The organism is Cellulophaga sp. L1A9, assembly GCF_009797025.1.
Classification (GTDB): domain Bacteria; phylum Bacteroidota; class Bacteroidia; order Flavobacteriales; family Flavobacteriaceae; genus Cellulophaga.
This window is the reverse complement of record NZ_CP047027.1, coordinates 3552157-3575861: the sequence shown is the minus strand read 5'-3', so window position 1 is coordinate 3575861 and position 23705 is coordinate 3552157. Positions and strand designations below refer to the sequence as shown.

18 protein-coding genes are annotated in these 23705 nt (G+C 34.3%); 7 read left to right on the top strand and 11 right to left on the bottom strand.

What is annotated here, in order from left to right; all coding sequences use genetic code 11:
• Positions 1–51: 51 nt before the first annotated feature.
• From GQR94_RS15820 to GQR94_RS15795, 6 genes are all read right to left on the bottom strand, one after another.
• A complete protein-coding gene (locus GQR94_RS15820; protein ID WP_158976780.1) occupies positions 52–2961 on the bottom strand; it encodes a glycoside hydrolase family 3 N-terminal domain-containing protein in 2910 nt (969 codons plus the stop codon).
• Positions 2962–3168: 207 nt separating this feature from the next.
• Positions 3169–3651 (bottom strand): ABC transporter ATPase, encoded by a 483-nt coding sequence (locus GQR94_RS15815; protein WP_158976779.1) that lies wholly within the window; start codon positions 3649–3651, stop codon positions 3169–3171.
• A gap of 12 nt (positions 3652–3663) precedes the next feature.
• Entirely contained in the window at positions 3664–4455 is a 792-nt protein-coding gene (locus tag GQR94_RS15810) for a (Fe-S)-binding protein (RefSeq protein ID WP_158976777.1), read from the bottom strand.
• Positions 4456–4467: 12 nt separating this feature from the next.
• Complete coding sequence (locus tag GQR94_RS15805; protein WP_158976775.1) at positions 4468–5778, bottom strand: (Fe-S)-binding protein; 1311 nt, start codon at positions 5776–5778, stop codon at positions 4468–4470.
• A gap of 3 nt (positions 5779–5781) precedes the next feature.
• A complete protein-coding gene (locus tag GQR94_RS15800; protein ID WP_158976773.1) occupies positions 5782–6747 on the bottom strand; it encodes an MlaD family protein in 966 nt (321 codons plus the stop codon).
• Between the two features lie 68 nt (positions 6748–6815).
• Positions 6816–8021 carry an N-acetylmuramoyl-L-alanine amidase gene (locus tag GQR94_RS15795; RefSeq protein ID WP_158976771.1) on the bottom strand — a complete coding sequence of 402 codons (1206 nt, stop codon included), beginning with the start codon at positions 8019–8021 and terminating at the stop codon, positions 6816–6818.
• 97 nt (positions 8022–8118) lie between these two features.
• On the opposite strand from GQR94_RS15795, the gene GQR94_RS15790 reads away from it, so the two are divergent.
• Both GQR94_RS15790 and GQR94_RS15785 read left to right on the top strand, forming a co-directional pair.
• The gene (locus GQR94_RS15790) at positions 8119–10902 is read left to right on the top strand and encodes a putative LPS assembly protein LptD (protein ID WP_158976769.1); all 2784 of its coding nucleotides are present in this window, start codon (positions 8119–8121) and stop codon (positions 10900–10902) included.
• A gap of 10 nt (positions 10903–10912) precedes the next feature.
• Positions 10913–11293, top strand: a complete 381-nt coding sequence (locus GQR94_RS15785; protein WP_158976767.1) for a RidA family protein — start codon at positions 10913–10915, stop codon at positions 11291–11293.
• Positions 11294–11390: 97 nt separating this feature from the next.
• Here the strand turns inward: GQR94_RS15785 and GQR94_RS15780 are convergent, their stop codons facing one another.
• The 4 genes from GQR94_RS15780 to GQR94_RS15765 form a co-directional block, all read right to left on the bottom strand.
• The gene (locus tag GQR94_RS15780) at positions 11391–12242 is read right to left on the bottom strand and encodes an N-acetylglucosamine kinase (RefSeq protein WP_158976765.1); all 852 of its coding nucleotides are present in this window, start codon (positions 12240–12242) and stop codon (positions 11391–11393) included.
• A 71-nt stretch (positions 12243–12313) separates the two neighbouring features.
• Positions 12314–13315 carry a type I glyceraldehyde-3-phosphate dehydrogenase gene (gene gap, locus GQR94_RS15775; RefSeq protein WP_158976763.1) on the bottom strand — a complete coding sequence of 334 codons (1002 nt, stop codon included), beginning with the start codon at positions 13313–13315 and terminating at the stop codon, positions 12314–12316.
• Positions 13316–13349: 34 nt separating this feature from the next.
• Positions 13350–14336, bottom strand: coding sequence for a 6-phosphofructokinase (gene pfkA, locus GQR94_RS15770; protein ID WP_024480279.1), 987 nt, complete (start codon positions 14334–14336; stop codon positions 13350–13352).
• 158 nt (positions 14337–14494) lie between these two features.
• The gene (locus GQR94_RS15765; RefSeq protein ID WP_233268357.1) at positions 14495–18871 is read right to left on the bottom strand and encodes a translocation/assembly module TamB domain-containing protein; all 4377 of its coding nucleotides are present in this window, start codon (positions 18869–18871) and stop codon (positions 14495–14497) included.
• Positions 18872–19009: 138 nt separating this feature from the next.
• Between GQR94_RS15765 and tsaD the strand changes: the two genes are divergently transcribed.
• Genes tsaD through GQR94_RS15750 form a run of 3 tightly spaced genes read left to right on the top strand, consistent with a single transcriptional unit; the run spans position 19010 to position 21115 of the window.
• A complete protein-coding gene (tsaD, locus tag GQR94_RS15760; protein WP_158976759.1) occupies positions 19010–20047 on the top strand; it encodes a tRNA (adenosine(37)-N6)-threonylcarbamoyltransferase complex transferase subunit TsaD in 1038 nt (345 codons plus the stop codon).
• Positions 20047–20385, top strand: a complete 339-nt coding sequence (locus tag GQR94_RS15755; RefSeq protein WP_158976757.1) for a TfoX/Sxy family protein — start codon at positions 20047–20049, stop codon at positions 20383–20385. The genes tsaD and GQR94_RS15755 overlap by 1 nt, the downstream gene beginning before the upstream one ends.
• Before the next feature lie 13 nt (positions 20386–20398).
• Positions 20399–21115, top strand: a complete 717-nt coding sequence (locus GQR94_RS15750; RefSeq protein ID WP_158976755.1) for a 16S rRNA (uracil(1498)-N(3))-methyltransferase — start codon at positions 20399–20401, stop codon at positions 21113–21115.
• A 27-nt stretch (positions 21116–21142) separates the two neighbouring features.
• On the opposite strand, the gene GQR94_RS15745 is transcribed toward GQR94_RS15750, so the two are convergent.
• Entirely contained in the window at positions 21143–21916 is a 774-nt protein-coding gene (locus GQR94_RS15745) for a thioredoxin family protein (protein WP_158976753.1), read from the bottom strand.
• A 40-nt stretch (positions 21917–21956) separates the two neighbouring features.
• On the opposite strand from GQR94_RS15745, the gene GQR94_RS15740 reads away from it, so the two are divergent.
• Together GQR94_RS15740 and GQR94_RS15735 are read left to right on the top strand one after the other, a co-directional pair.
• Entirely contained in the window at positions 21957–22598 is a 642-nt protein-coding gene (locus tag GQR94_RS15740) for a DUF4159 domain-containing protein (RefSeq protein ID WP_158976751.1), read from the top strand.
• Positions 22599–22601: 3 nt separating this feature from the next.
• Complete coding sequence (locus GQR94_RS15735; RefSeq protein WP_158976749.1) at positions 22602–23702, top strand: AI-2E family transporter; 1101 nt, start codon at positions 22602–22604, stop codon at positions 23700–23702.
• The last annotated feature ends 3 nt before the right edge of the window (positions 23703–23705 follow it).

Here is a 23705-nt window from a genome sequence, read left to right as displayed (position 1 = left end):
ATTTGAAATGAGTCGCAATATTTCACCCCAAATTACACTCAAATCTAGCGTTTAATTTTCTATTGCGTCATAAATCACTCTTTGAATCCTTGTTCTTAACCCAGATTTAACTAAAAGCGTATTTGTTGCAGAAGGATATGTTCTATTTGATAAAAATACATATACTATTTCTTCCTCTGGATCTGCCCAAGTATACGTCCCCGTGAATCCGCTATGGCCAAAACTTTTTTGAGACACACACCCACAGGTTGGCGATCCTGTTCTAGCATCTGGCTTATCAAACCCTACTCCTCTTCTTACATTTTCTTTGCAGAAATAACAGGTATTAAATTTCTTTATGGTTCTAGAACTTATAAAACGATCACCGCCATAAAATCCTCCTTGTAAATACATTTGCATAATTTTAGCAATATCACTCGCATTACTAAACAAGCCTGCATGCCCCCCTACGCCACCTTGCATGGCGGCTCCCATATCATGAACATATCCCTGTACTCTTTCATAGCGATAATAGGTGTCTTCTTCACTTGGGACGATCAGATCTTTATTAAATTTATCTAAAGGATTGTATGTGGTTGTTTTTGCTCCTAATGGAGCGTAGAAAAATTTATTCGCTAAAACATCTTGCTTTTCACTGTAGGTATCCTCTATATATTTATGAAATACATAATACCCCACATCACTGTACCTGTATCGATTAGATTTTAAATCTTGTCTCCCAATCCTATTGTAAATAGAATCCGTATATGCATCGGTTAAATAAAGTTTATCGGTGACTCTCGTAGAAAAACCGGGTAGTGGCTTATCTCTATAAAATTCTCCAGAAGGCTTTCTGTTCTTGTTCAATGTACTGGTATAAAATGCAATCCAAGCCGGTAGTCTTCCATAATGCGATAAGGCTTTTAAAACGCTTACATTTTTAAGCTCCGTATCTGCATAGGCTGGTATTAATTCTTGAAATGTTTGGTTTAAAGATAATTTACCTTCCTCTTCCATTTTCATCAAAATAGGTAAGGTTCCCAAGATTTTTGTTAAAGAAGCCAAATCATAGATATGATCTAGCGTTACTTCTTCCGTAGCATCATAGGTGGGTTTACCAAAGGCTTTTTCGTAAATAATCTTCCCTTTTCTAGCCACAAGCACTTGGGCTCCAGGAAACATTAAGGAATCTATACCCGCTTTCACTAAGCGATCTATTTCTGCTAATTTAGAAGAGTTTACACCTACGCGTTCTGGTAAACTATACCCCAACCTTAAAATAGAATCAAATTCAACACTCCTATTTACAGGCAGTTCAGGATTAGCGGTTACCGGTAATTTACCTTTAGCACCGATGGCGCCAAAAATAACTTCGGCAACTTTTTCTTGCGCGATAGCACTATTTTGATAGCCAACAACAACACTATTTATTTTTTCTAGTTTTACCGCAGTTAAGGCATATGGTTTTGCGAACTCGGCTAAAATTAAGTTAGACGTCCTCAAAGCACCTATACTATTCAACACATTTAAATCACCACTTGAGTACGTATATGATTTCCAAGGACTCTCGTTACTTTTATGATGCCCTACTATAATTAAATTATAAGATGCAAGGCTCTTAGATCCTGACGTGATGGTGTTTTTATCTATTTTAGTGACCGTCGTATATTTATTTAGGGTTTTAAAAAACACATCTCCAGAGTCATCCCCTAATTCTATGTAGGCAATTTTTTTATTTTCTAAGGTTCTGATAGGTAAGAGAGAAAAATCATTTTTAGCAACTGTAATAGCATTTTCAATAGCTCTTTCATAAACTAAATCATTTTCAAGGCTATTTAAATCTTCATATAAATTTTTTAAAACGACAGGCTTATAAGTATTTAAACCTACTTTATATTTTGCCATTAGAATTTTCTTCACAGAAGTCTCTAATCTTTTTTCTGATATTCTTCCCTTTCCATAAGCTTCTAGCAAACGCTTTTTAGCGGCCACCACATCTTTTGGCATCAATAAAATATCATTACCCGCATTGAATGCCGCAAGTTCTACATCGCCAGGTTTTTTTGAAACTCCTACGCCATTCATATTTAATGCATCTGTAAACACTAAGCCTTTAAACCCTAATTCTTCTTTTAGTATTCCTGATATAATTTGTTCCGATAAAGAGGAAGGAAGATCTTTTTGCAACTCCAAACTAGGTACACTTAAATGCGCCACCATAATAGAGCTTATACCTGCATCAATAAGTTTCTTAAACGGATACATTTCAATGCTATCCAATCGTTTTCTAGAAAACGGAATTTCGGGCAGTGTTTTATGGGAATCTGAAGAGGTATCTCCATGACCAGGAAAATGCTTACCGCTTGATAAAACCTGCTCGCTTTCCATTCCTTTCATAAATGCAATACCATTTCTGGTAACATTTTCACGATCCTCGCCAAAAGATCGATTGCCGATAATTGGATTTTTTGGATTCGTATTGATATCAATATCTGGCGCAAAATTAATATTCACCCCTAACCGCTTGGCATGTTTTCCTATTTGTTTTCCTACGCGTTCTACGACACTACTATCTCGAATAGCCCCTAAAGTCATGTTCCAAGGAAAGGCATACGTAGAATCTAAACGCATCGCCAAACCCCACTCCGCATCCATACCGATAAGCAACGGTATTTTTGAGGCAGATTGATAGCTATTCGTAAGTTTTGCTTGTTGAACAGGACCGCCATTAGAAAATATAACACCTCCTATATGATTTTCAGAGATAATTTGTTTTATTTTATCTGTTGCTGCTCTATTCTGATTAGACGCCACACTTACCATAAATAACTGCCCTACGCGTTCTTCTAAAGACATTGCGTTGTATTTAGCTTCTACCCAATTCTTTTGCGAAAGACTGTCCTTAACGACAAGAGGATTTCTTTGTGCATGCGCAATGAATGATCCGATAAATAATAAAGCTAATAGGGAGTTTTTAAACATAAAAAGAGGAATCTAAAAGTAGACAACCAAAAATAATGCCTTTTATTGCATTTTGTCGATTGATTATAGTAAAATTAGGGTTTTTGATTGACACTAAAATAATAAATGCGATAAATTGTACGTAAAATAGAAGCATTTTTAACTAAAAAAAACATCTAGCTAAAATAGATTAGTCTAGATGTTTAAATTATTTTTTTATTCGTTTTGCTACATGAATCTAGCATGCCAACTTTCTTCGGCTGGCACTTCCCAATGTGTTAAATACTCTTCTTTGTTGGTAACCAAATTATTAAAGACGATCGTATTCTTGGAAACAGATTTATTCTTCGCCATCTTTTTAAAATCTAACAAGGTTTTATAGGCAACAAATTCTCCTTGCTTGTAAGAAACATTCATCTTATCTAATAAGTCTACCGAATATTTTTTCTCTAATCCTTGAATGAAACGAACAGAAGCATCTATAGAACACCCTGTTGCACCAGCTACATTTTGATCTAATGCAATTACAATAAAACGATTGTATGGCATTTCATACCCTGCATTTAAATCACTACCATGTGCGGTCCAATCTTTTAAAAAGATATCTAAGGCTGAACGAATTTCTATCAATTCAATTTCATTGAAACTTCTATTGGCCTGATATATCCAAATTCTAGAAGAATCTGGTAAGTCTTTAAAATCTATAAGCATTTTTATTTTTTATTAAAGATCGTCTGCTGAAGCTATTAACTCAGCAATATCCATTACGGCAATACTTGCCTCTTTTTCTTTATTCTTTACACCATCAGTCATCATCGTATTACAAAACGGACAGCCCGCTGCAATAATATCTGGCTGTACTTCTAAAGCTTGTTCCGTACGCTCTATATTAATCTCTTTATCTCCCTTTTCTGCTTCTTTGAACATTTGCGCACCACCAGCACCACAACACAATCCTCTGGTTTTACAGCTCTTCATTTCTACAAGCTCGGCATCTAATTTTCTAATTAAATCTCTAGGAGCCTCATAAACATCATTTGCACGTCCTAAATAACATGGGTCATGAAACGTGATGCGTTTACCTTTAAACTTGCCACCTTCCATCGTAATCCGTCCTTCTTCCAGCAATTGCTTTAAAAACTGAGTATGATGTACTACCTCATAAGTACCTCCTAAACCTGGGTATTCATTTTTAAGGGTATTAAAGCAATGTGGGCAAGCAGTAACTACTTTTTTTACATCATAGGCGTTTAAAACCTCAATATTGGTAACCGCTTGCATTTGAAATAAGAACTCATTTCCTGCTCTTTTAGCCGGATCTCCCGTACAACTTTCCTCAGTACCTAATACTGCAAAATTTACGTTTGCTTTATTTAAAATTTTTACGAATGCCTTGGTTATTTTTTTTGCTCGATCGTCAAAACTACCAGCACAACCCACCCAAAAAAGTACTTCGGGTTGTTTACCTTCTGCAAAAAGAGATGCCATTGTTGGCACATTTATTTCATTACTCATACTTATTAATTCTTAAGATTCGTTAGCCCAGTTTAATCTGTCTTGTTGATTAAAAGGCCAAGGCGCTCCATTGTTTTCTATATTTCCCATCATATTATTTAAATCTGATGGTGCTGCGGATTGTTCCATAACTAAATACTGACGCATATCCATAATAATAGATAGCGGATCAATACTCACAGGACAAGCTTGTACACATGCGTTGCACGAAGTACAGGCCCATAATTCTTCATTGGTAATATAATCTCCTAATAATTGTTTGCCATCAGGGACAAAAGTTCCTTTATTGGCGTCTATATTTTTACCCACTTCTACCAAACGATCGCGAGTATCCATCATGATTTTACGTGGTGAAAGTTTTTTCCCAGTAATGTTCGCAGGGCATTCACTCGTGCAACGACCACATTCTGTACAGGTATAGGCATTTAATAACTGTACCCAACTTAAATCTGTAACATCAGATGCACCAAATTTCTCAGGAACTGGAGCATCTTCGGCAGGGGCTGCAAATGGATCAGCAGAAGGATCCATCATTAATTTCACTTCTTTAGTAACCGCTTCGTTATTTGAAAACTGCCCTTTAGGTATAAGTTTCCCGTAATACGTATTGGGAAAGGCCAATAGGATATGTAAATGCTTAGAGAAATATAAATAGTTTAAAAATACCAAAATTCCAATAATATGAATCCACCAAGCGGTACGTTCAATCATATGTACGTTTCCTTCAGACATTCCTTCAAATAAAGGGGCTATAAACTGACTCACAATATTCCCTGAACCTAAATTTTGAAACGTTGCGTCTGTTGCATTCATTAGTAAGAACAAGCACATTAAGACTACTTCAAAATACAGAATGATATTCCCATCACTTTTAGGCCAACCTGTCATTTCTGCACTCCAAAAACGCTTAAGTTTAATAATATTTCTACGGATCCAAAAAATAATTACTGAAGTCAATACCAATACCGCTAAGACCTCAAAAGTTCCTATTAGAAATCCGTAAACAGATTTGTTTAAAACATGTAAACCTATTCTGTGTGTACCGAAAACACCATCGATTACAATTTCTAATACTTCAATATTGATCACAATAAAACCTACATAAACGATAACATGAAGAAAACCAGCAATAGGCCTCACCACCATTTTGGTTTGTCCAAGTGCAATTTTGGCCATATTTTTCCATCGCTGTGGCTTATTATCACTAACATCTAGGTCTTTTCCTAATTTTATATTCCGGAATAGTTTTTTTACGTTAGAAGCAAAATAGCCAATACCGGCAATAAGAATAAGAGTGAATATTATTTGTGAAATGTATTGCATAATTTATTCTTGAATAGTTTGAGCTGGATCATTCTCTGGAACTTCGTAATCAACCTGTTTTTTTCCAAATACAGAAACATTTACGTAACGCTTAGGGTTTAAGCGAAAATCTTGAAGTAGTAAATCTAATTCTTTAGATGAGTTTGCTAAATTAGTATACAACTCTTCATCGGTCATTAATTTACCTAAAGTACCATCTCCTTTTTCCATTTTAGCCAACATAACATCTAAACTTGCTACAGTAGATTCTAAACTTTTCATAGTTTCTACTAAACCTGCTTTAGAAATAGAATCTGACAGGTTTTTAAAATTATCCGTCATGGTCGCTATATTCTGGATAGAGGTATCTAAGGTCCCTTTATTATCTACTAAAAGTCCGTTTAAAGCAGTTGCACTGCCTTGAAAACTTTTAACCAAGGTATTTAACCCACTAATACTTTCTCTTAAATCACTTTTAGTTTTGGCATCGAGAATTTGATTAAAATTAATCAATAAAGAATCTGCATTCGTAACAGCTCCTTCTATCTTACTCTGTAAAGGTGCTAAATTTTTCTGCACCAGATCTGTTAAACCTGGTTTTATATCAGATAATAAGGTATCTCCTGATTTTGCTACTGGAGCATTATCAAACATTGGAATAATCTGAATTCCTTTTCCTCCGATAATTCCCGTATCATAAAGTTCTGCTTTACTTTGGTTAGAAAAATTGAACTCATTACTTACAGAAAAGGTAACTAATAATTTTCCTGAATTATCTTTAAACTTAATGCCATTGACTTTACCAACATTATATCCATTAATAGATACCGGTGTTCCCGTTTGTAATCCTCCCACATTATCGTATACAGCATAGAACATTTTGCTATTATCAAATAAGGATGATGACTTAAGATAACTGAATCCCATTAAAAATAAAAGGATACCACCCACAACTATAATTCCCGTTTTAATCTCTCTTGATATTTTCAAATGAATGAATTTAGGATTTGTAACAAAATTAGAAATAATTTATTTAAGACTTGTTATTTATCTTACAGCTATTTAATTGCTTCTTTAATATTGATTCTAACACCATTTTTATAGGCAACCACATAAGAACCTTTATACCCCTTATCCTCAGCGTCTTTCCTTAAAGTGTTTGCATAGTCATACGATGTTGAACTCCCATACATATACCTATAAATATTTTTAAAGGCTTCTTTTGAAATATTATTTAAACCTTTAAAGTTAGAAGAAGCTACACCCAAATCTTTTGAACTGGCCATAATTTGCACTTTAAAAACAATTTCAGACTTCGGTTCTTCTTTTGCAATCACTGGAATCACCGGAGCTACTTTGGGGGTTTCTTTAGGCGCCACTACCACCGGCTTAGGTGCAACTTTAGGCTCTTCTTTTACCACTTTTTCGGCCGCAACAACCTTTGGCTCTGGGGTTAGAGCTATATTACTTTGATCACTTACATTTAAGCTGATAGACTTCTTATACTGAAGAATAGCACTTGCAATAGCATCTCCCATCTCACTCTGTCCTTTTGCAGAATTAAGATATTCTCCTTCTGGTTTATGCGTCAAAAAACCTGTTTCGACCAATACACTTGGCATGAACGTTTGATGTAGCACAATAAAACCAGCTTGTTTAACTTTACGATCCACTCGATCTAGTTTCCCTGTAAAATTATCTTGCATAGCCTTTGCCAGCAATATACTCTGATCTAAAAACTCTTCTTGCATAATGGTTAATCCTATAACGGATTCAGGAGAGTTAATGTTGTAAGCGGCATAACGCGATTCGTAATTATCTTCTAAATAAATGGATGAATTTTCCTTTTTAGCAATTTCAAAATTTTGTTTATTGGCATGTAAGCCTAGAACAAAAGTTCCTGCGCCATGTGCTTCTGAGGTATGAGAATCACAATGTACAGACACAAAAAGGTTAGCATTTGCCTTATTTGCAATTTCACCACGCTTATATAAATCAACAAAAGTATCATCATCTCTTGTATAGATCACTTTTATATCTTTATTTTTTGACAACACCTCTCCGACTCTTAAAACAATTTTAAGTGCTATGTTTTTCTCCAAGAAACCATTTCCTAAATTTCCAGGATCATGTCCGCCATGACCCGCATCTAAAACAACAATAAAAGGATCTTGCGCTGTTTCAATTTTGTCATTTCCACTAACCGTAGTAAACGTAAAACCTACTACTAAAAGTAATAGTGGATAAAAACAATTCTTATGCATATGTTATTATATTTGTAATATTGGTTAAATTTATTGTAATGTAGCCTATACAGAACAAAAAATATATGTAAGTTTGACTCCTATTCTTTAGTTCATAATGACAAGACAAACTATTACAAAAATAGGATTTATAGCCTTGCAATCAAACAAACAACATCTACTTTTAGTTTTACTGCTATTTGGCGGTATTTATAGTCTATTCAGCCAAGAAGGAAAAGTTATTATACTACCTTCTAAAACGCTAAATGACTCCATTAGGATTTCTGCTACCACAGATTTTTCTGAGATTGCATCTAAGGATAATGTTCAAACAGACTCCATACCTGCCGATTCTTTGTCGAAAAAAGAAACCCTTTTATTGGATAAGATCAAATATAACGCCAAAGATTACGTAAAACTTAGTCAGAAGGATCAAAAAATATATTTATATAACGAAGCAGAAATTCTATATCAAGATACCGAGCTTAAGGCAGGTACCATAATTATGGATTATATAAAGAATGAGGTCTACGCTGGAAGAATAAAAGACTCTCTAGGGAACTATACACAGACGCCCTACTTTAAACAAGGAGATAATGTGGTTATTCCCGATTCTATTCGTTTTAATTTTGACACACAAAAGGCTTTAATTTGGAACTCCAGAACCGAACAACAAGCAGGATTAGGATCTTTAGGTAGTGATTCTATGAAGGTGTATGCTGAAATCACAAAAAAAGAAAACGATTCTGTTTATTTTTTGAGTAAAGGTAAACTAACCACTTCAAAAGATACGATAAACCCTGATTACTATATTTTAATAAACAAAGCAAAATTTGTTCCTAAGAAAAAGGTAATCGCTGGTTTTAGTAATATGTATATTGCAGACATCCCCACTCCTATAGCATTGCCTTTTGCCTATTTCCCCATGAGTCAGGGTAGAACTGGTGGATTAATTTTCCCAACTTTTGGTAGTGTTGATGATCGTGGATATTTTATACAAAATGGAGGGTATTATTTACCTATTAGTGATTATGCCGATTTAGAACTTACTGGAGATTTATATACGAACGGGAGTTATGGCCTTAATTCCAGGTCAGTCTATGTAAAACGTTATAAGTATAGAGGAGGATTCAATTTACAATATCAAAACATCATAAACAGTCAAAAAGGATTTGATGATTATAGTAGATCTACGAGTTACAATATTCAATGGAACCATTCTCAAGATCAGAAATCGAGTCCAAATTCTACCTTTTCTGCATCGGTAAACTTAGGTAGTAGTCAGTATTACCAAAACTCTTTACGATTACAAGATATTGCGAATACGCAGAATAACACCCTAAGTTCTTCCATATCTTACTCAAAGACATTTCCTGAGTATCCATCTGTAAACATGAGTTTAACGGCTTCACACAGCCAATTAACAAGTACAGATGTTACCGATGACAATATAGATATAACCCTTCCTACTTTTCAAGCCAGTATGGAACGTATTTACCCCTTTGTAAAAAGAGATGGTATAAAAAAAGGAGCATTTGAAAACATCAACTTTCAATATGATGTGAATGCCCAGAATAGATTAACCACCAATGATGACGATTTCCTAACAGGCAGAATGTTTGATAAAGCGCGAATTGGAGCAAAACATAATCTTCCCATTAGCACCAATTTTAAAGTTGCTAAATATTTAAGTGTTACCATGGGTGGTACCTATGAAGATGTATGGTCTTTACAAACCTATAATCAAGTTTACGACAACGATGAATCTGCAATTGTAAGAGATACTGTGCAAGGGTTTGACCGTTTTAATAGTTATAATTTATCAACGAGCATTGGAACAACGGTCTATGGTACGTTTACGTTCGGTGAAGACAAAAAAATTCAAGCCATCCGTCATGTCATGAGACCAAGTATTAGTTATGGCTATACGCCTGCTTTTGATCAATACTATGACGACTTATATGATTCTGATGGCGCACCTAGAACAGATACTAATGGTGATATTACCCAATACACACGTTTTAACGGAACTTTATATGGCGTTCCTAGTCTAAGTAAATCTAACTCGGTAAGCTTTTCTCTTGCCAACACTTTAGAAGCAAAAGTACGGTCTAAAGATTCTACAGACCTGGAACCTAAAAAAGTGGACATCCTAAAAAGTTTAAACTTCTCTACAAGTTACAACTTCAATGCAGATTCTTTAAAGCTAAGCCCTGTTAGTTTTAGTGGTGGTACGGCAATTTTAAACAGTAAAATGTCCATAAACTTTGCAGGTACTTTAGATCCGTACGCTATTGACAATAACGGGACTAGAATAAACACCTTCAATAAAGCCAATGGTGGTAGTCTATTTAGATTAACCACTGCAAGAGCCAACATGAGCTACAGTCTTTCTAGCAAAGATTTTCAAAAAGACGACAAGGATAAAGGAAAAGAAGACGAAAACAAATATGATTATGCTGCCGCCAGTGGTGGGAGAACAGATGACCTTTTTGGAGATGCCGATTTCAGCAACAACAGAAGGACTGGAGATGAAGAGGATGAGGAAGAACGTGAAACTAAATTTTATTCTAACACAATTCCTTGGGATCTTCGATTAGCCTATACTGTTGGTTATACCAACCCAAACAGGCAAAACAGTATTAATAGCCATAGTTTAATGTTTTCCGGAAATATTGAACTAACTCCTAAATGGAAAGTTGGCGCCTCTTCTGGTTATGATTTTGTGAATAAAGGTTTTTCAATTACACAATTACGTTTCCAGAGAGAATTAGGGAGTTTTAACCTTAAATTTAATTGGACACCTTTCGGAACCTATGAACGCTGGGATTTCTTTATCGGAATTTCTAGTTCCATCCTACAAGACATTAAATGGGATAAGCAAAGTAGTACAACTAATTAATAGCTAAAAGATGAAAAAAATAATTAATACCCCAAATGCCCCTGCACCAATAGGACCTTATAATCAAGCTGTTTTAGCTGGCAACACCTTATATATTTCAGGGCAAATACCTATTGATCCAAAAACAGGAAACTTGATAGAAGGTGACATAAAAAAAGAAACCAAACAATCTATGGAGAATTTAAAAGCTATTCTTGATGAAGCAGGGATGACTTTTGAACATGTAGTTAAAACGACTATCTTCATCAAGGACATGAACCAGTTTGCGCAAATTAATGAAGTTTATGCTACCTATTTTAATGCAGAAACTGCTCCTGCAAGAGAAACAGTAGAAGTTGCAAACCTTCCAAAATTTGTAAACGTAGAAATTTCGATGATTGCGATAGTATAACGGAACAAAATAATCTAAATAAAAAAGCATCTAAGAAATTAATCTTAGATGCTTTTTAGCTTTATATAGGTTATTACCCGCAAGGGCTTACCCTCTATTAAATACTTTTTTGGTGAAATTTCACCAAACCATCAATTGGTTTTTGTAAAATTTGCCCCACTATTAAATCATTACGCTCTAATGCCTTTTTCAGTTCATCACGCAAATAATACGCAATACTCCCCACAAAGGATACTGGGACTTTCGTGGCCAAATCAAACTGCATGATATAATTATTTATAAACTGCTGAAAGCCTTTTTCAATAACGCCTTTACAGTAAGAGTTTTCTTTATTCTCAACAATAAAACGTGCAAAAGTAGCTAAATAGGTGTTTGGATTTGGCTGCTTATAAAGATTCTCTTTAATCACATCTGCCTCCAAATTGTATTCACTAGCAAATTTCTCTGCTAATTCTTTTGGCATTTTATTAAAGTAATAATCTCTAATTAATTTTCTTCCGAAAAAATTACCACTACCATCATCCATAGGAATATATCCTAACGAGGTTACTTTCTGGTATAATTTCTCACCATCATAATAACTACAGTTAGAACCTGTTCCTAAAATACACACAATACTTTGATCTCCTATCGCTGTAGTAGCATATACCGCCGCATATGTATCCTCTCGAACCTCAGCTATGGCATTAGGAAAAAACACTTTAAAAATTTCTTTTAAGAAATCTTGCATTCTCTCTGTTCCACAACCTGCTCCGTAAAAATATAAAGCAGTAACATCTTCTCTATTTTTAGAAAGTTCAAAATTATTCGCCAACCTATCTTCTATAACTGGTCTGGTTAATACTTCTGGACTTAACCCTAAGGTTTGCGTTAAAAAAAGTCTTTCCCCTTTTTCGGTTAAAGCAATCCAATCAGATTTTGTTGCGCCACTATCTACAATTAATATCATATGTATTGGGTAGTAAAAAAAATCCTGAAAGTATGCTTAAATTACGATCAGGATTTAATAAGATTAAAAAATTATAATTTTGCTACGTGCTGAACTAAGTCTAACATTTTATTAGAGAATCCTGCTTCATTATCATACCAAGATATTAATTTGAAGAATTTAGAATTCAATTCAATTCCTGCACCTGCATCAAAAATACTTGTTCTAGAATCACCTATGAAATCTTGAGAAACTACTGCCTCTTCAGTATATCCTAAAATACCTTTTAACTCTCCTTCTGAAGCAGCTTTAAATACTTTTTTGATTTCTTCGTAAGACGTTTCTTTTTGTAAACGAACCGTTAAATCTACAACAGAAACATCTGCAGTTGGCACTCTAAAAGCCATACCTGTAAGTTTCCCTTTTAAAGCTGGAATTACTTTTGTTACCGCTACAGCAGCACCAGTAGAAGCTGGAATAATGTTTAACATTGCACTACGACCACCTCTCCAGTCTTTTCTAGAAGGACCATCAACAGTCATTTGCGTTGCAGTAGTTGCATGCACTGTAGTCATTAAAGCTTCATCGATACCAAAGTTATCGTTTAAAACTTTAGCTAAAGGCGCTAAACAGTTTGTAGTACAAGAAGCATTAGATACAATTGTATCAGATGCTTTAGCATCTTTATGGTTTACACCCATTACGAACATAGGAGCATCTTTAGAAGGAGCAGATATAACTACTTTTTTAGCACCACCGTCAATATGATATTGTGCTGTTTCTAAAGTTGTAAAGATACCTGTACATTCTGCAACAATTTCTGCACCTACAGCATCCCACTTACAAGCTTTAGGATCTCTTTCTGCAGTAATACGAACTGTTTTTCCGTTTACTACTAAGTGACCATCTTTTGTTTCAACAGTACCATCAAACTTCCCGTGAACAGAATCGTACTTTAATAAGTATGCTAAATGTTCTACATCTAATAAATCATTAATTGCAACAACATCTACACCTTCTTTAGCTACACTAGTTCTAAATACTAATCTACCTATTCTACCGAATCCGTTAATTCCTATTTTCAAATTTGACATTTTATAATTATTTGTTATTATTATTTGTTTATTATTATACCGTCATGATATCAGAAACTCGCATAAGCTCCTTATCTATCTTTGTATGACCTTTTATTGCTTTACTTATTGGGGTAAGGGTTATTTTATTGTCCTGAATACCCACCATTAAACTTGACTTACCTTCTAAAAGTGCTTCCACAGCTCTAACCCCCATTCTACTAGCCAGAACTCTATCAAAACACGAAGGAGAGCCTCCTCTTTGCATGTGTCCTAAAACAGAAACACGACAATCATAGATTGGTAAATGCTCTTCTACATATTCTTTAAGTTCAAAAACATTCTTACCTGTTTTATCTCCTTCAGCTACCACAACAATACTGGAAGATTTCCCAGATGCTTTACTGCGCTTTAGTGATTCTAACAAACGCTCTAAACCTAAGTTCTCTTCTGGAATTAGAATCTCTTCTGCTCCTGCACCTACTCCTGCATTTAAAGCAATATGACCTACATCGCGCCCCATTACTTCAACAAAAAATAAACGGTTATGGGAACTCGCCGTATCTCTAATCTTATCGATTACTTCTACTACAGTGTTTAATGCTGTATCAAAACCTAAAGTATAGGTTGTACCAAAAATATCATTATCAATTGTTCCAGGAATCCCTATAATAGGGACATTATATTCTTTGTGAAAAATTAATGCTCCCGTAAAACTACCATCACCACCTATAACCACTAACCCATCAATCCCTGCTGCTTGCAGTTGGTCGTAGGCTTTTTTTCTACCTTCTTTTGTCTGAAACTCCATAGAGCGAGCCGACTTTAAGATAGTACCTCCTTTATTTATAATATTATTTACGCTTCTGGCATCCATAGGCTTGAAGTCACCTTCTATCATCCCTTGATACCCGCGATAAATTCCCATGCAATCTATTTTCATATATGCACAAGTACGCACAACAGACCGTATTGCTGCGTTCATTCCAGGAGAATCTCCCCCAGATGTAAATACACCTATTTTTTTTATCTCCACTGTCATTTACTTCTATAAGAAACAAATTTAGCAAACTTTTCGCATTTAAATAAGCTATAAAACCCTTTATTTATAATAGTTAGAAGCTATAACGTTTTCGTAACAAAGAGTTACAGAAAAAATGGAAATTGAACATACCCTACCTGAAATATTGCAGTATTCTATTACGATTTCGCCTTAGGTTTAAAACGCATAAGGCTATCTTTCGCCATTTCTGTTCGGATAGAATCTGACGCTATTATTTTTAGCTTTTTGGGTTTGCGCACAAATAGTTTGCTCTTAAGTTCTTTAAAAGAATTAAAGTCTACCTGATAAGACAAACCTACACCTTGGGTATATCCTTGTGTATCGCCAATTAATTGTTCATCTGCAGTCTCGCGATTAAACACCTTCCCTTTTAAAGAACCATCTTCATTAAAGAGGTATTGCAATTCAAAATCGCCCCCAACATTTGAATTGGTCAATCCATCACCGCCTCCCACTGGAATCCCCACACTTCCACTTAACAACCATTTTTCACTTAAATTGGTTGCAAAATTAAAAATGGCTTTATTTTCCGTTTGATAACTAGAACTCCCACTACTCCCTTGTTCGTATGAAAAGCCTATATCGAGATTGTCATCATTATTATCAATCACCGAATTTAAAATCCCTGAAGCAGATTGCAATAAGTTCCCCGTTAGTGCTTGCTGATTAAAGCTACCATTTGCTTCGTTTACAAAAGTACCTTGCGCCAACAAGAAAAAAGCATTATTTGCAGTCACTGTAGGATCTTGCAATTTATAGGCTAACTCTGACTTGATAACCGAACTTGCTGATGGAAAATCTATTTCATAATCGATTGTAGGGTGCTCCAGTGATTCTGACAAACTGATAATTACATTGGTAGCTATTCTCTTAGTATAATCAGAATTATCTAATAAGGGCGCAGGATTTGCATTTAAAGAATATACTGCTTGCATTTTTAATTGCGCATCTAAAGGATCTCCTTCCCAATTTATAGTACCCCCAGGCACCACCTTAAATGTTTTATCTATAACCCCACCAAGCTTAAACCTGTACTCTCCTGTAACCACAACAAAATCTCCATTCATTATGAATTTATCATTGGTATTAAGTTCTATTTGAACCAACCCAGCTCCAGTTCCTTTTAGGCTACTTCCTGTTTTTTGATCCACAATAATTTCTACTTCGGCTTCCGGAGTAATGTCTAAATCGAAAGTCAACTCTAAGCCTTCATACTTTTTAGTATTCCTGCCCTCTTCTGTTTCCTCTATTTTATTTTTGCTGATGAAATTCATAAAAGAATAATCCCCAACGCTAGCCACATCACTTATTGGAATTTTTAAAGAAGTACCCTTCGCTGTTTTTCCCTCTACATTTATAGTCAATGCTGTTGTAGGACCAAAGATGCGACCTTTCCCATTTAAATAACCCGCACCATAATACAATTGTTCTTCATCATAATTTGTATTTAAAATCAAGAACCTATTGTTATTGGTATCTATATTTAAATCTAAATCCCAATCACGGAAAAAGTTATGGTTTATAACACCCGCTAACGATGCCTTTGTTTTATGCATCACGTCTGTTAATTGAATGTTCTGAAAATCAAAAGTCTGATCAAATAATACCACTTGAGAATTAAACCCAAAATCATAATCGACGTTTAAATACGGAATACCCAATCCAGCATTGGAAAGGTTTAATAATCCTGAAATATCTGGATTATCTAGCCTGCCCTCTATTCTGGCGCTACCAGACAGATATCCTCGTATATTAGAAAGAATAGGCTCTCCCAAAGGAGCGAAAGGCTCTAAGTTAAAATCATTAAAGGTTGCCAATAAATCAGCTACCGTATTTTCCCCACTAATATCCAAGCTGCCATTTATATCTAAACGATTGATATCTTTATCAATTAAACGTGTGTTTAATCTTATTTTACTTAAATCTCTATTCCCTAAAGCATTTATCTCAAGCTTTCCTAAGCGAATATCATTGATTGAAAAATCTTTAATATCTAAGTTAGATGTTGGCCTATAAATTTTATCATTTTGACGTATATGTAATATCCCATCTACCTGACCTCCTAAGCGTAAGCTATCTATTCTTGGGGTAATTTTGTCTAAGGAAACAATTTTAAATTGCAACTCTAAATCTTTATATGTAGAATCGGCAATCTGACCTTTCAATCGAATTTGTTCATCCGCATCATTATTCATCACAATTTCTTCTATAGTGATGCTATCCAGTGTACTATTTAAAATAACCTTGTTACGAGAATCCCCATCTTTATTGAGCATCCATTTATTGCCTTTAAAACTAACATCAGATGTTTTTAAGCCAATGACAGATTTGCGTTGATCATTAAATGTATGGTAGAAGTTAAGATTAAATTTATCACTAAAATCTTTGCCTCCTTTAAATTCTGTTCTAAAAAACAAAGTGTCTTTTAATGTAGTATTAATAAGATTAAAATCTTTTACATCATAATAACTGGTCGATAAATCTGCAACAGAAATAAAGGTATTAAAAAGCGGATTTTTATTATCAATCTTAATATCTAAGCTATCTAAAGTATTCCCATAAGCTTTAATGCTCGGCGACTTAAAATTTAGTTTAAAATCGCCTTTATCGGCAATAATATCCCCTTTAATAAACGTATTTGCGCCAAAAGCTACTTCTGGCAAGAATACTTCAACAATTTTATTATAAATTTTAAAATTAAAGGCCAATTCCTGTCCTTCTGAAATTTCAAACGGTTTATAATTGGTATATATACTTCCGACGGAATTAGCTGCCAACCGACCTAGTTCTGCAACTTTAAATTTCCCCTTCATATAACCTGTAATAATGTCTGGGGAATTAATATCAATATACCTTACGTTATCCTCTTCAAAACGAGAGGACACCTTAAAATCATCAAAATAATAAGTATCATTTTTATTCTGATAACTAGTTTTAGAGAATTTTACATCACCCACAATATTATCTAGGGTATTCCCTACAATATCCATATTTACATTCCCCTTAAATATAGAAACACTATCCTTTATAAAGTTAAGTTTTCTAAAATCTGCATATTCTACATCAGCAATAAAATTAAAGTTGTTTTGCAAATCTGAAAAATCTGCCAACCCTTTAAAGGTAAACTTCATATTTTCATCTTTAGAAACCAATAAACCATCAAAAAGCTGTTCTTTTAATATCCCAGAGACCTTTAAATTTTGATAAGTATAATTATTAAAATTAATGGAATACACATCTCCAATAACTTCTGTATTCAATGTTTCTTTGATAAAACCTTCGCCCTCTACATTTAAATCAAAGGTGGCATTGCCTAAATCTTCACTCCCTACAAAATATCCTAAATCAAAATCTATCAAAGAAAAGAATCCCTTATATGAAGCATTATCTATATCTTGAATTCCTATCATTTCTAAATCTGAATAACTGCTCCCTATTGCGGTATTGAGGTTGATTTTTGAATTAATAGTATTCTCTGTTACTGTTGCTTGGCCACGAATAGTAAACTCTCCTAAACGTTCAAATGACGGAGGTATGTTTTGACCTAAAAGCTTAGGCATTAAACTTCTCAATTGAAAATAACTACTCGATACGTTCTTTATTTGCGCCTCCATTACAAATGGATTATCGCTCTTAAATAAATTTTTGAAATTAAAATCTCCACGCACTCCTGTATTGTCTGAAGTAAGGAATAAATCATCTAAGCTTAAATCATTTAAAACACCACTAAAATGAGAAGAAAAATAAGCCTCTTTATTTCTTCCAAATTCATTATACAAATGGTTTATTTCATTAAACGAGAGTTTGGAGTCTACGAAGTCTGCCGTGAATTTCACTTTATTCACAAAGTCTAAGAAATCACCAGGCCCATAATCCATTATTAAATTCCCTTTCAATTCTGATTCAGTAGATTTTATTTCTAAGGCATCGAAGGTCATTTGTTCTTTCGTATACTTAAAAGAAGTAGCCATATGTTCTACCTGTAAGTCCCGTTTACTTTTAAATGAAAGGTTTTTAATATTTGTGGTGACCTCTGGACCTAGTATTTTTAATTCTTCCGCATCAATACTTAGATCCGTAAAATTTAAAACAGCAGGACTTTCTAGATTTTCATCTATAAAAGTGAATTTACTATTCTCGATAAGTACGTCTGTAGCTGTAAATAAAAAAGGTGGTGTTCCCGGATCTCTTGGTTTACCATCATCGAGTTTTGCTATAAAAACATTGATATTGGAAGTGGTTTCACCTTTATAGGTTTTTAGCTTAAAGTTAAGGTCATCTATCGTAATGGCACCAAACTCCAAATTACCATTAATTAAGTTTCTAATACTCAAAATTGAAGTATTTAGCTTCTTAACGTAAAAAAGTGTGTCTTTTTGATAATCTTTAATATACACCCCTTTTAAATCAGTATCCCAAGTAATAAAAGAAACTTTGAGCTTATCTAGAGAAATATCTGTTTTATAGGTGTCATTGATAGACTTGGTAACCTTTGCGGCTAATGAGGTTTGCACTATCGGAAGCGAAAAAACAAGCGTCGTCAAAACACAGATAATAAAAATTACCAGCAGGAAGCGAACTATTATTTTACCCAGTTTTTTGATAGGACTATTATGTTTTATCTTTGCACTCCAATTATTATTCCAATTTGCATGGAAAACGAAACAATTTATATACTTGCCATTGAGTCTTCTTGTGATGACACATCTGCTGCTGTTTTACACAACAACAAAAGACTCAGTAACGTAGTAGCAACCCAAAAAATTCATGAAGAATATGGCGGTGTTGTTCCCGAACTTGCGTCAAGAGCACACCAACAAAACATAGTTCCCGTAGTTCATCAAGCGTTAGCTAAGGCAAATATCGATAAAAAACAGTTATCCGCCATAGCTTTTACACGCGGACCTGGACTTATGGGCTCATTATTAGTAGGAACCTCTTTTGCAAAGTCATTAGCACTGGGTTTAAACATCCCATTAATTGAGGTAAATCATATGCAAGCGCATATTTTAGCGCATTTTATTGAAGAAGAAAACAGCAAAAAACCAAGCTTTCCTTTTTTAGCAATGACCATCAGTGGTGGGCATACTCAAATTGTTCTTGTTCGCGATTATTTTGATATGGAAATTTTAGGACAAACTCTTGATGATGCCGTTGGCGAAGCCTTTGACAAATCTGCCAAAATTCTAGGCTTGCCATATCCTGGCGGCCCATTAATTGATAAGTATGCGCAATTAGGAAATCCTAAAGCATTCCCGTTTCCCAAACCCAAAGTAGGCGGACTCAATTTTAGTTTCAGTGGCTTAAAAACTAGTATTCTTTACTTCTGCCAAAAACAGGTAAAAGAAAACCCTAATTTCTTAATAGAAAATAGAGATGATATTTGTGCTTCTATACAATATACCATAATAGATATTTTAATGTCTAAGCTTAAAAAAGCAGTAAAGGAAACTGGCGTAAAAAGTATAGCTATTGGCGGCGGAGTTTCTGCAAACTCGGGCATCCGAAAAGCACTTGTTGAAGCAGAACAAAAATATGGCTGGAAAACCTACATTCCTAAATTTGAATATTGCACAGATAATGCCGCAATGATTGGTATTGTTGGGTATTTAAAATATAAAGAGAAGATGTTTTCTAATCAACATATCAGTGCAAAAGCCCGTTATGTGCTTACGGAGTCTGAAAAATAATGGCTTATAATGAACAACTCTCTAAACGTATTGAAGCTTCCTTCAGGTGTTTTCCAAAGGAGATCTCTGAAGCAATCACACAAAAAAGAATGTTTGGGGGTGTTGTTTTTCTATACCAAGGAAAGATGGCAATAGGTGTTATCAAACAAGATCTAATGGTACGAGTTATTTCTTCAAAAATGGATGAGATCATGAAAAAAGAAGCAGTACGCCTTATGGACTTCACAAAGAAACCTGCCAAAGAATATATTTATGTAAGCTCAAAAGGTCTAAGGACTGAAGAAGAATTACAATTTTACATCGAACTTGGTTTAGAACACGCGCTAACTAAAATCTAATACACCCAAAAGCATGCAACTTTTTTACAATCCAGATATAAGTCAAGATATCCCCGAGTTTATTTTTCCAACAGAAGAGAGCAAACATATTGTAAAAGTACTCCGAAAAAAAGAGGGCGACTTATTACATCTCACCAATGGAAAAGGATATCTTTTTGAAGCTGAAATTTTACGCGCAGATTTACGTAAATGCGCTGTAAAAATAACCAAAGAAACCTACTATAAAAAAAACAGTCCAGCGTTACATTTAGTAGTAGCACCTACAAAAATGAATGACCGTTATGAATGGTTTTTAGAGAAAGCTACAGAAATTGGCATCACAGAAATAACACCTATTATTTGTGATAATTCAGAACGCAAAGTTTTAAAACTAGACCGCATGGAAAAGGTCTTGCAATCTGCCATGAAGCAATCGTTACAGTATCATCTGCCAAAATTAAACGAACCCATTAGCGCTAAAACATTTATAACACAAAACAATCCCAACACCAACAAAGAGCAACAATTCTTTATAGCACATTGTGAAGAAACTGAAAAAATAGATCTAAAAGAGCGATTAACTCCTGGCAGTAATGCGTTGATACTTATTGGTCCTGAAGGAGATTTTAGTACGCCTGAAATAGAATTAGCCTTAAATTTAGGCTACACACCTGTTTCTTTAGGAGAAAACCGACTTAGAACAGAAACAGCTGCAATCTTCGCTTGTGCCACAATGAAATTAATCAACTAAAATACGGTCTAATAAAAAATCGATTCCTTACCTGTTTACATTAATTTTAGTAGCACCAGTAATATCAAATTCGCTGTTTTCGGAAATAAGTACTAATGCTATTTTTTCATTTGCATTTACAATATCAGGGATTCGAATAGCACCATTATCATTCATTTTTAGATTCAAATACTTTTCTGCAACTACTATATTATTATTTACGAGGGTTCTATTTCTATTTTCACCACGTTTCACTTCGGTAACTCTTTTATCTAAAACCAATACTACTCTCAATTTTTTATTGGACACATCACCCGTAATTTTATAATCAAAATTAATGGTCTCTGCATCGACCTTCACATTAGAAAGAGTAAGCTTATTCATTGATTTCAATTTTTTAAAGGTATTAATCTTTGCATACATTTCTAATGAATTAGACCCCACAAAATGCGTTACCCCATTCACTACCACTTGGGGTGTATAATTACTCCTATTTTTAAATTTATAATTATATGCTGTTTGTTTTTCAGTAAACATTGCTTTACTAAATGGATCTTTCCAACCAATATAATTCCAATAATCTACATGGTAGGATAAGGGTATAATGTCTTCACCATATTCATTTTTTACTTTATCTAGCAAGACATCTGCAGGCGGGCAACTAGAACAACCTTGAGAAGTATACAGCTCTAACACTACAACATCTTGATTTTCATTTACTGGCAACACTTCAGGCACCGCTTCTGAATTAAAGGCAATTGAAAATGATGTTATTGCAAAACTTATTAAAAGTAATCCTAAAAGTATCCCTTTATTCTTCATAATATTTTAAATTTGAAACTATACAGAATGTCGATTTTACATGAAAGTACTTACCTTTTTAGCGGTCTTTATTAGTTTTTTAACAATGAACGCACAAGAAATTGCCATATTAAAGTATAATGGCGGTGGAGATTGGTATGCTAATCCCACAGCATTACCCAACTTAATAAAATTTTGCAATACAAATATTGGCACCACGTTGAATGAAAAACCAGAAACCGTAGAAGTAAATAGTCCCGAGCTGTTTCAATATCCTTTTCTACACATGACGGGTCATGGTAATGTGTTTTTTTCACAAGAAGATGCTGACAATTTGAGAACCTATTTATTAGGCGGAGGATTTTTACATATCGATGACAATTACGGTATGGAACCGTATTTACGAAAAGAGCTTAATAAAGTTTTTCCAGATAAAGAACTTATAGAATTAAGTGCAGAAAATGCCATCTTTGAACAAACGTATAGCTTTCCAAAAGGCTTACCAAAAATTCACGAGCACGATGGCAAAAGACCTCAAGCTTTTGGTATCTTTCATGAAAACAAGCTCATACTACTATTTACTTTTGAAAGTGATTTAGGTGATGGCTGGGAAGACCCTCAAGTTCATAACGATCCACCAGAAGTACGGTTAGAAGCGTTACAAATGGGGGCAAATATTATTCAGTATGTTTTTAAAAATTAATTAATGACTTCAAAAATTATTTCAAGCGGCATTTTAAGAGCCATAGGGATCATAACTGCTATTTTACTTACGCTATACTTTCTTTACAAAATACAGTCTGTAATTGCGTACTTATGTATCGCTGCGGTTATTGCTTTAATAGGCAGACCTATTGTCATTTTCATACGCAAACGACTAAAAGCACCTAACACTTTAGCGGTAATTATCACTATGGTTTTAATGGTGGGGTTATTATCAGGAATCATCGCCTTATTTATTCCACTACTAACGGAACAAGGAAAAAACTTATCGCTACTAGACATTAACCAACTCCAGGAGAACGTCAACGATTTATACAATCAAGTAACCCAATATTTTAGTTCTTCCCCGGAGAAAGTAACCAAAATGTTAGAAGAGTCTCATCTTGAGAAAAACATATTTGAAGGCTTAGATGTAGGTTTTATTCCGAATTTTTTAAACACCTTTTTAGATGTTTTAAGCACGGCTAGTATTGGTTTATTCTCGGTATTATTTATTTCATTCTTCTTTCTTAAAGACAGCAACCTTTTACAAAATGGACTACTAATGTTCATGCCAAATGAGAAAGAAGGAAAGATGAAAAACTCCATTTTAAAGATCAATGATTTGCTTTCAAGATACTTTGTGGGGCTTCTAATGCAGCTGTTTATTTTATTTGTAATCTACACTGTTACCTTACTTTTAGTAGGCATAGAAAATGCTATTGTCATTGCTTTCTTATGCGCCCTTTTTAACATCATCCCTTACATAGGACCAATCATCGGAGGCGTACTAATGATTGTACTTACAATGACCACAAATTTAGATGCAGATTTCAGCACGGTAATCTTACCAAAAGCAGGTTATGTTATCATTGGTTTACTTGTGGGCCAATTGATTGATAATTTCTTTTCGCAGCCTTTTATTTTCTCCAATAGTGTAAAATCTCACCCCTTAGAAATATTCTTAATCATCATCATAGCCGGCTTATTATTCGGAATTGTAGGAATGATTGTTGCAGTACCTGGATACACCGTTATTAAGGTAATTCTAAAAGAATTTATATCTGAAAACAAGCTCGTAAAATCATTGACCAATAATTTATAGTAT